We start from the raw sequence: 9,563 nt of genomic DNA, 5'->3' as shown, positions 1-9,563 counted from the left end.
ATCTTCATGAGTCTTCTAGGCGGTCGGCACGTCAATCACTTCTGGCGCCTGCTCAACGAGCTTCAGATCCCCCACGTGACACTGCTCGACCTCGACGCCGGCCGCTTCCACGGAGGCTGGGGACGAGTGCGCAATGCTCTGAAGCAGATCAACACAGTCCGCCCGGGGAGCTATACCGAGGAGCGAATCAGCGAACTCCCCAAGTGGAATGACGACCGCGGCTTCCCAACGCTCTACGACTCCAACTGGTTAAACGGGTATGGCCCTGTCGCGAGCCTGGAGCAGGAAGGGGTGTTCTTCTCTCACCCGGTTGACCTGGATCTGATGTTGCTGGCGGCCTACCCCGACTCCTACGGCGTCAGTCCTTCAGAGCCGGGCGAGTCGACCGAGCCAGACGAGGACACCATCGTGGCTGTGCTCGGAAAGAGTCACGCGAACGAAGACCACCTCCCCGAGGACGTTCGCGCGCTCCTCAACGAGTACCACAACAAGTTCGATCTTGGAAGTAAGCCCGCTGCGCACCTGGCCGCTCTCGCTGACCTGAATGACCAGCAGTTGCTGGAGAACCTCCCCGATGTGCTCGCTCGACTGGTCGAGTACGTGCGCACGAAGCTAGCGGAGCTGCCGGAATGATCCGCCCCGATCAGTGGCATCCCGTCGACGGCCTCGTCCTCGAACCGAACGCGATGTCGGCCGTCACGACGTCGGACAGGAATGTGGTCGTCGCCGCTGGACCGGGGGCCGGGAAGACCGAGCTGCTCGCCCAACGGGCGGACTTCCTACTGCGCACCGGACAGTGTCCCTACCCGCGCAGGATCCTGGCGGTTTCGTTCAAGGTCGACGCTGCGCGCAACCTGCGAGAGCGAGTTCGCCGTCGCTCTGGCTCGCGGCTCGCTGCCAGGTTCGACAGCTTCACCTTCCACGCCTTCGCCAAGCGCGTGATCGACAACTTCCGGCCCGCACTGACCGGAAACAACAGCCTGAACCCGGACTACCGAATCGATCAAGATACCCGGGTCGCGGGCGAGCAGATCACCTTCGCCGACCTGGTCCCCCTGGCGTTGGAGATCGTCGAGGCTAACGCCTACGCCCGGGGAGGCATCCGTCAGACTTATAGCCACGTCTTCCTGGACGAGTTCCAAGACTGCACCAGGCAGCAGTACCAGCTCATCAAGGCGGCATTCGGCCACACAACGGCCGTCCTGACTGCAGTCGGCGACACCAAGCAGCGAATCATGGCCTGGGCCGGCGCACTTGATGGAGTGCTGCAAACCTTCGCCAGCGACTTCTCAGCTCAACCTCTGCCTCTGTACCAGAACTTCCGCTCCGCCCCCCGACTCCGGCGGATGCAGAACCGCATGATCGCTCGGATGGACCCCGCAGCGGTCAGCCCGGACGAAGAACTGGCCGGCGCCGGCGGCGTCATCGAGGTGCTCGACTTCGACACCGAACACGACGAAGCACGAGCCGTCGCGGGACTCATCGACGGCTGGTTTGGCGAGGGCACGGCCCCGAGCGAGATCGCGGTCCTCGTGCGCCAGCAGCCGCACCTGGTTGCGGCAGCCCTCGGCCGCGAACTCGCAGCCCGCAGCATCCCCTTCCGCAACGAACAAGAGAGTCAGGACCTCACTGCGGAACCCGTAGCTGCGCTCGTATTCAACTTCATTCGCGTGATCGCCGACGACAGGCAGCCCGACGCGTACACCGAACTCATGAGGATCGCTAACCGACCGAGCGCACCTGAGAGTCAGGCATCACGCTTCGGCGGCCAGTTGCAGCGGATGGTCGGCCAACCCCGGGCGACTGTGCGCGACCACACGTTCAGAACGGGAGAGCCCGCTGCGTGGAGGACCCTCGTCCATGAGTTCCTGGAACTGGTGTCACAGCCGGCGCTGGTCGCGTTGTCAACCGGGTACCAGCAGGGCACTCGACTCAACGACCTGATCGAGCAGGCGCTTGATGCTTTCGACCGGGAGCTTGCTGTTGACGGGGACGCCGTCCAAGCACTCCGGCGCCTTTCGGAGGTGGACGCCATCCGGTTCTTGACCATCCATAAATGCAAGGGCATGGAGTTCGAGAAAGTCGTGGTCCTCGGGGTCGAAGAGCAGCTCTTCTGGGGCACTCCCACCGCGGCGATGTCCGAGTTCTTCGTTGCGGTATCCCGCTCGAAGCAACATCTGGTGCTGACTCACGCCAAGCACCGCGATCGGCCAGTAGGAGCCACGAACAGATGGGACGAGCGGCGTACACCCCACCAACAGTTCTTGAACTTCGCCCGCGAAGCGTAGGTTCCGGCGGATGGCGCTCAAGCTGGCAACTGCGCCGCCAGATCTACGACGATCCAACAACGCTGTTCCGCCTGGCGATCGACAAAAGGTCACGAAACGAGATGATGACCCTCAGGCCCGCCTCAGCTGGCAATGTTGAGGGCGCGCCCCCGTGCCGCAAGCAGAGAACCTGTTCAGGTGGCCACAGCTCCTCCTCATGCTTCATCTAGCTGACTCGCGTATAGGCCCGCTGCTGCCACGACCTCGCTCGGCACTTCCGGTGGACAAGAGCTAGTGCCGACTCCATGCGCCGCTCGGCGGTTTCTCGCTGCTCTTGGGTATGCCGCGGCAGCTGGGCAGTTTCAAGGCGCACATCAATCTGGAGCGGAGTCGCGAGCATCAGCGCTCCATCGCCTGCCCTTCCTCCCGTTGCGTATGCTGCTGCAGGACTTGGCAGTTGCGACGGCGCAGGGGGAACGAGATGGCGGTATACCGGCTGACGGCGGACGGTGAGCAGACGAGCCTCCCGCGTCTCGCTGAATGGCTGCGAGGCGACGAAGTGGTCGGTGAGCAGGCCGAGATCGAGCTCGAGCAGGCCCCGCCCCGGGACGGCGACATGGGATCGGCCTTCGAGGCTGTCCAAGTCGTCGTCGACAACGGATTCCAGCTCGCCAGCCTCATCGTGGCCATCGCCGCATACCGCCGCACCCGTCCCCACGATGGGGGAGTGGTCATCGAACACGGTCAGGTCCGCGTCACGCTCGACACGGACGACCCGGAGAAGATCTCGCGGGTGGTGCAGGCGCTCGACAGCGCTTCGTGACACCGTTGACGCCGAACAGCCTGCCGGACCCCGCTCGCTCTCGCGTGGTACTCATCGGCTTCGCACAGTACAGCCACGCGCCTGATCTCCCCGCGATCTCCAACAACCTCGACAGCCTGCGGGACTTCTTCCTCAGCGAAGAAGGATGGGGCATGGCGGCAGAGCACTGTCATGTCATCGAGGACGCCACGACAGCGGACGATCTGATCGCTCCGCTGAACCGTGCCGCCGCTGAAGCACGTGACACCCTCTTCGTCTATTACGCCGGGCACGGCATCCTCGACGAGGCGCTGGAGTTCTTCCTGTCCATGCCAGGCTCCCGCCTGCACGAACCGTGGACCGGGGTCTCCTACCGATGGATCCGTCAGGCCATCACTCGTTCCCGGGCCAAGCGGCGCGTCGCTGTCCTCGACAGCTGCTTCAGCGGCAAAGTGCACGCGGCTATGGGCGGCCCGTCGCAGGCAGTGAAAGCACAGACCGCGGCCGGCGGAACAGTCGTCCTGACTTCGGCCCGCGACGACAGAGTCGCGCTGGCGCCGGAAGGAGACCGCTACACCGCTTTCACCGGCGAGCTGCTGACAGTGCTTCGCCGCGGTATCGACGGTGGATCACGCCTCCTCACCGTGGACCACGTCTACGAGCAGGTCAAGTTCGCCCTCGCCCTCAAGGGCCGCCCGCGGCCCGATCGGACCGGAAGCGACACCTGCGGAAAGACAGTCCTAGCGGTCAACCCGGCCTTCACCGCCGACGCCTCCGACCCCACACCCCGAACCCCGGGCGTATCGGCGCGGGAACGGCTCCACGCTCTAGCGGATCGCCTTGGAGCCACCGACGCACCGACCGGCGGCCATGGCCCACTCAGCGCACCACCGACAGCAGCAAACCCCAGGGAAAAGACCCAGCAGCGGGGGAGTGCCGCATCTGCGGGCCCGGCTGTCCAAGCACCGCGCATCCGCCGCCCTTTGCCCATCATCGCGAACGGCAGGTACAGATTCACAGCTGCCGTGGGCATGGGCGGCATGGGAGAGGTCTTCCTTGCTCAGGACACCGTGCTCGGACGCGAGGTGATCGTCAAGCGTCTGCACGGCCACCAGTCCGGCAGTGATCATCTGCTGTACGAGGCCAGGGCCGCGGCGGCACTGAATCACCCGTCCATCGCAACCGTCCATGATGTCGTCACCGACGCCGCGGGAGACTTCATCGTCATGGAACATGTGCGCGGCTGGCCCCTCGACCAGGTCCCCTCCCTCACCCGTCCCACAGTTCCCGAATCCGTTGCCGCCCTGCACGACATCCTGGACGGACTCGAACACTCCCACGCCGCCGGCATCATCCACTGCGACATCAAGCCCCACAACCTCATCCTCACAGCCAGCGGACGTGTGAAGATCCTCGACTTCGGCATCTCCAGCCTGAACGAATCCGCCCACCGAGAAGGACAGATAGCAGGCACCGTGCTCTACATGCCGCCCGAATGCTGGGCCGGCGCCGCTCCCCACGCAACCCGGGACATCTACAGCGCCGGCGCCGTGCTCTATCAACTGATCACCGGCCGAGGCGTCCACCAAGGACATGCCTTCCCGTCATCGCCTCCGCCCCCACCCGCCAGACCCCGCGAACTCGTGCCCGGCCTCGACGCCGGCATAGAAGCCGTCATGCAGAAGGCTCTCGCTCCCAAGCCGGCGGACCGTTACACCAGCGCTGCCCACATGCGATCGGCCCTTGGCCGCTACCTTTGACACATCAATGCGGACAGCGGACCCATCGTTCGTGCCAGAGTCCAACGAACTTCGGCGGCCTTCGATCCCACGGTCATCGGCCCTTGCGGCAGCTGTCCTTCTCAGCGTCGAGCCCTTCGCCTGCTCCGTAAAGCTGGCTCCCGAACAAGCGTGCTCCCTTGAGGTGATGTGCCGAGTCACCCCTGCTTGCGCGGGGCCCAGTGCCCGGCCTGACCCGTAACCTGGCAGCGGTGCGCGTCACCCCCGCTCCCGCGGGGATCCAGATCAGCACGCATGGTCTTGAGCGGTGTATCACCGAGCCGCCCCTGCCTGCGCAAGGTCCAGGCTTTGCGACCTGGTCCGTTAAGCGCTTTGCGCTTCTTGGCTGTGGGCGAGGCTCGCTATAGACGCTTAGACGATAGCGTGGGAGATCTGCCAGCGGAGCACCTCCGTTCGTCCGGGCGCAACTCTTGAGGTGGAAGACCTCATCGTCCGGAGACCAGTCGCCTCCTGCTCGCGCATGAAACGCTGCACGTGCTGGACCCCGTCCACCAGCCGGCGTCACCCCAGCTCACACGGGACTTGCCAGGATTGCGACTTTGATGCGGGATGTCATGCGAGGTGTCCGTGCCCGGAGCAGACCGATCAGGTCGGTTGTACCGTCCGTGCTCGCACGGAGTCATCCCCCTGCTTGCGCAGGGTCGAGCGAGGTGACACCAGCATCCAGATGGCGATCATCGAGTCATCCCCGCTGGCGCGGGGGAGAGGCTCCAGGGAGCCAAGGGGCAGCCTCACCGATGGAGTCACCCCCGCTTTGTGCGGGGCCGTAGCTGGCGCCGGTGGGCCGCAGCGATGTCGAGTCGCCCCTGATTGCGCAGGGCTGGCCGGAGACGATCGTGGCCGACCGGGGAAGAGTCGTGTCACCCCTGCTCCCGCAGGGCTTGCATCGTCGGCGGCGCGGCACTCCCGCTGACGCGGGACCGAGCGGCATTCCAAGGCCGGTCGTCGTGGGAGTCACCCCGCCGGAGGGGCGGGCTTCGGTGAGCCAGGGCGGAGCCACGTCGACTTGGCAGTCTTCCCTGCTTACGCGGGGCTTGGCGCGACGAGCAGCCGGATATCCAGCTCTACTGTGAGACACACCCGCTCGCGCGGGTCGTTCCTGCACCTTCACCCCCTTGAGGTTAAGTGAGTTTGTGTCACTCGCGCGGCCTCGGGACTTCGCTTGAATTGGTGGAGCCAGGCGAAGGTCCGGTCGACAACCCAGTCTTCCCCGGTCCGGAGCCGTAGGCGGTGCCTTTCCGGGCGAACATGAGTGTGATGTGAGGGCCCGGACAAGACAACGGCACTTGTAGTAGCCGCAGTCGGCGAACAACTGGACGGTGATGGGGCCGACCTCGAACTCCGCGGAGGCGGGGCATCGCGTCCGGCCGGAGAATCTGGCGCAAGGGCCCCTGGATCCGACCCGCTAGTACCGCCGGCCGGGTCCAGGGGTCGAAATCAGTGCCCAAGTATCCAGGCGATGACCGCGCGGACGGTGCCGGAGACGGCTCCGGACGCTGCGCCGCGGACGGCGGCGAGGGTGAGCTTCTCGCGCCAGGTCGGGTTGGTGGGCTCGTTGGACATCGGTTGCTCCCGGTCGTTGACGGGTGGGAGCCGGCCGGTCTCCCGCATTGACGTCTCGAGAGAAGCGCCTGGTCACTGGGTTCGGCATGGGGTGCGAAGCAAGCCGAACGAGCTGCGGGTCGCCGGTCTGGGTGACCTCGGTGCTCGCGCCGGATGTGATGAGGTTCTACGGTGGTTCGGCGGTGTTCGGTAGGAACCGCCGAACAGCAAGGAGGGCGCAGTATGGCCGAGGACTCCGTTGTTGCTGCCGTTAAGGGACACCAGATCGACTTGGACTCGGTGCAGTCCCTGGCGGATTTCGCCCGAGCATGCAAATGGTTACGCGCTGGCCGCTCCTACGCCGCGCTGGGGAGGGCGGCGGGCTCTCGGTCGCTGCCCGCAGCGACGCTGAGCGATCTACTCAACGCTAGGTCCACACCGACTCGGTACACCGTGATCAGCTTTCTGATCGCGTGCGGACTCGACCAGGAGGCGGCGCAGCGGCCATGGCTCGCCGCCTGGGAGCGCGTGGCCACGACGAATCAGCCATGCCCCGCGGGCGCCGTACGCGTCCGGCTGGCGCGTCCGCGCCTGCTCGGCGTACACGCCGCGATCCAGGTTCCCGGCGCCACCGAGGACATGCCAGCGTACGTGCCGCGGGATTTCGACGCTGACCTGGACGCCGCCCTGACCGCCGTCGCGGCGAAGGGCGGATTCGTCCTGCTTTTGGGCGGCTCGTCGGTTGGCAAGACCAGGGCCCTATACCAGGCGATCCGTTCCGGGTTGGGGGAGTGGTGGTTGCTCCACCCCGCCGATCCCCAAGAGATCAACGCCCTTGCCGAGGCGCCCTCGCAGCGCACCGTGCTGTGGCTCGACGAAATGCAGCGCTACCTCAAGCGCCCAACTGGACTTCGCGCCGGCACCCTGCGGCGACTCATCGCCGCCGGCACGGTCGTGGTGGCGACGTTGTGGCCGGATGAGTACACCATCCGGACGGTCCGGCCTCCGGTTGGCCACCCAGATCCGTACGACAATGACCGTGAGTTGCTCGAACTTGCCCAACTCATCAAGGTGCCCGAGACCTTCAGCCCGGCCGAACGCCGCCGGGGCGAAACCCTCGTCGGCACCGACCAGCGTATCCGGATCGCACTGGACAGCCCCGACGCTGGCTTCACCCAGGTTCTCGCCGCGGGGCCCGCCCTCATCCGCCGCTGGGAGCACGCTGACCCCTACGCCGGTGCCGTCCTGACCGCCGCCGTCGACGCCACCCGCCTCGGCATGCGGTACCCCCTCCCACCGGAACTGCTCAAAGCGATGGCGCCGGCCTACTGCACCAAACGGGAGCGGGCCGTCGCTCCGGCCGGCTGGTTTGAGATGGCGCTGGCGTACGCGACGGAACTGCTGCACGGCGCTGCGGCCGCGCTGGCCCCGGTCGGCGGCGAGGAGGTGACGATGGGCGAGGTCGCCGGGTTTGAGGTCGCCGACTACCTAGTCCAGCACGTCAGCGCCCAGCGCCGCGTCCAGCCGGTCCCGGCCGGCGCCTGGGAGGCGTTGCTGGCCCATGCCCACCAGCGCGACGACGTTGAGCGGCTGGCTGCCAGCGCGAAGGACCGGCTGCGGTTGTGCTACGCAGTGCTGTTCTACCGTCGTGTCCTGGAGGCTGGCGACTCACAGGAGGCCAACGACCGCCTCGCCGAGCTCGCCGCCAGGCAGGGGCGGACTGAAGACATCGAAGAGGAAATCCGCAGGCAGCGCGGCAATTACGCCCCCATTCCTGAGGTTCTGGCTACGTTGCTTGCCAATCCAGGCCGGGTCGAGGAACTCCGCGTCGCCGCTGACAGCGGCAACATGCATGCGGCCGACCGCTTGGCCGAACTCCTGGCCGCGCGGCAGCGCAAAGACCTGGACGCCCGCGCCGCTAGTGGTGATCTGAAGGCAGCTCGGCTGCTGACCGAGCACGACATCCACAACGACCGCTGGGTCCAGCATGGTTATGACTGCGGGTGCCTCAGATGGCGGACTTACTGGCGTGCCTGGCTGCTGGCCGAGGATGGCTACGTCGACGACGCCATCGTGATCGCCCGAGGCCATCGCCATTACAACGACGATCCCATCGCCCTGTGGGCCTGGCTGTTGGCCGAGCATGGCTGCGTCGATACGTTGGTCGCGCACGCTAGGGGCGAGCGGCAAGCCGCGAGGCTGCTGCTGGATCGCGATCACGTCGAGGCGCTCCGCATTCTGGCTAGTTCAGATAGAGAGGAGTCCTACGATGCGTACGACCAACTAAGAAATGCCCACAGGCGAGCCCCCGACCACGTCGGCGGCGGCCTCGGCGCGTGGCGCTTGGCCGAACTGTTGGCCGACCCTGCCCGGGTCGAGGATGCCCTTGCGGTCCTTCGAACCTACGCGGACCTCCCGCTGCCACGTAGTTGGACTATGTGGGCCGAGAAGCGGCTGGCCGAGGTGTTGTTCGACCATGACCGCATCGATGAGCTTCGCCTTCGCGCCGCCCGGAGCAGCGCTGCCGTCGGGCGGCTGGCCGAACTGCTCGCCCAGCGAGGCCAGGTCGAGGAGGCGCTCACGATGCTCCGCGGCCTCGCTAACCACAACAACGCCCCAGCCACGTGGCTGCTGGTCAGGCTGCTCGTCGAGCGCGGACGAACCGAGGACGCTCTCTCCATCCTGCGACCGCTGGTCGAACTCCACGAAAGTGACAGCATGTCGCCTGACAATCGGTGGGAGTGGCCCACCCGGCGCTTGGCTCAACTGCTGGCCGCAGACGATCATATCGGTGCACTCCGCCACCTCATTGAGGGATTCCGTGCCCGCGCTGACCTCGGCAATCGCTATGCCGCTCGGCGGTTGGCCGAACTGCTAGCCGAGCACGGCCACCCCGGTGAACTCCGCGCAGAGATTGATGCGGGCAACCCGTTTGCCGCCGAACGCGTGGTCGAGCAGCTCGCCAGGCAGGGCACGCCTTATGAAGCAGATCGCGTGTGGAGGTTCGGGCTTACCGCCGAAGGAATGATCGCGGAGCGCCCTTCCTAACTGATCGTTACAGCATAAGTTCAGCTGCGCTGATCACCCCTCGCTGGCGCGAGGCCTCACCGCGGTCGACGCCACGCATCTCCTCACCCCTGCTCTCGCGGGGCT

General features: G+C 66.2%; 5 protein-coding genes and 1 pseudogene. 5 read left to right on the top strand and 1 reads right to left on the bottom strand.

All coding sequences use genetic code 11. From position 1 onward, the window contains the following. The 4 genes and pseudogenes from J7E91_RS33500 to J7E91_RS33485 form a co-directional block, all read left to right on the top strand. Positions 1 to 633 (top strand): annotated as a pseudogene (locus tag J7E91_RS33500) (ATP-dependent endonuclease); the annotation flags it as partial. Next, positions 630 to 2,288, top strand: coding sequence for a UvrD-helicase domain-containing protein (locus J7E91_RS33495; protein ID WP_214910870.1), 1,659 nt, complete (start codon positions 630 to 632; stop codon positions 2,286 to 2,288). The pseudogene J7E91_RS33500 and the gene J7E91_RS33495, both read left to right, overlap by 4 nt. Positions 2,289 to 2,748: 460 nt before the next feature. Further along, entirely contained in the window at positions 2,749 to 3,090 is a 342-nt protein-coding gene (locus tag J7E91_RS33490) for a hypothetical protein (protein ID WP_214910868.1), read from the top strand. Positions 3,091 to 3,095: 5 nt separating this feature from the next. Further along, the gene (locus J7E91_RS33485) at positions 3,096 to 4,829 is read left to right on the top strand and encodes a protein kinase (protein WP_214910866.1); all 1,734 of its coding nucleotides are present in this window, start codon (positions 3,096 to 3,098) and stop codon (positions 4,827 to 4,829) included. 1,476 nt (positions 4,830 to 6,305) lie between these two features. Here J7E91_RS33485 and J7E91_RS36925 read toward each other — a convergent pair. Further along, the gene (locus J7E91_RS36925) at positions 6,306 to 6,431 is read right to left on the bottom strand and encodes a hypothetical protein (protein ID WP_285439167.1); all 126 of its coding nucleotides are present in this window, start codon (positions 6,429 to 6,431) and stop codon (positions 6,306 to 6,308) included. Between the two features lie 222 nt (positions 6,432 to 6,653). Here J7E91_RS36925 and J7E91_RS33480 point away from each other — a divergent pair, with 222 nt between their 5' ends. Beyond that, positions 6,654 to 9,458 (top strand): hypothetical protein, encoded by a 2,805-nt coding sequence (locus J7E91_RS33480; protein ID WP_214910864.1) that lies wholly within the window; start codon positions 6,654 to 6,656, stop codon positions 9,456 to 9,458. The last annotated feature ends 105 nt before the right edge of the window (positions 9,459 to 9,563 follow it).

The organism is Streptomyces sp. ISL-99 (assembly GCF_018614005.1).
Taxonomy (GTDB): domain Bacteria; phylum Actinomycetota; class Actinomycetes; order Streptomycetales; family Streptomycetaceae; genus Streptomyces; species Streptomyces flavidovirens.
The sequence above is the reverse complement of the archived record's forward strand: the minus strand, read 5'-3'. Positions and strand labels throughout refer to the sequence as shown.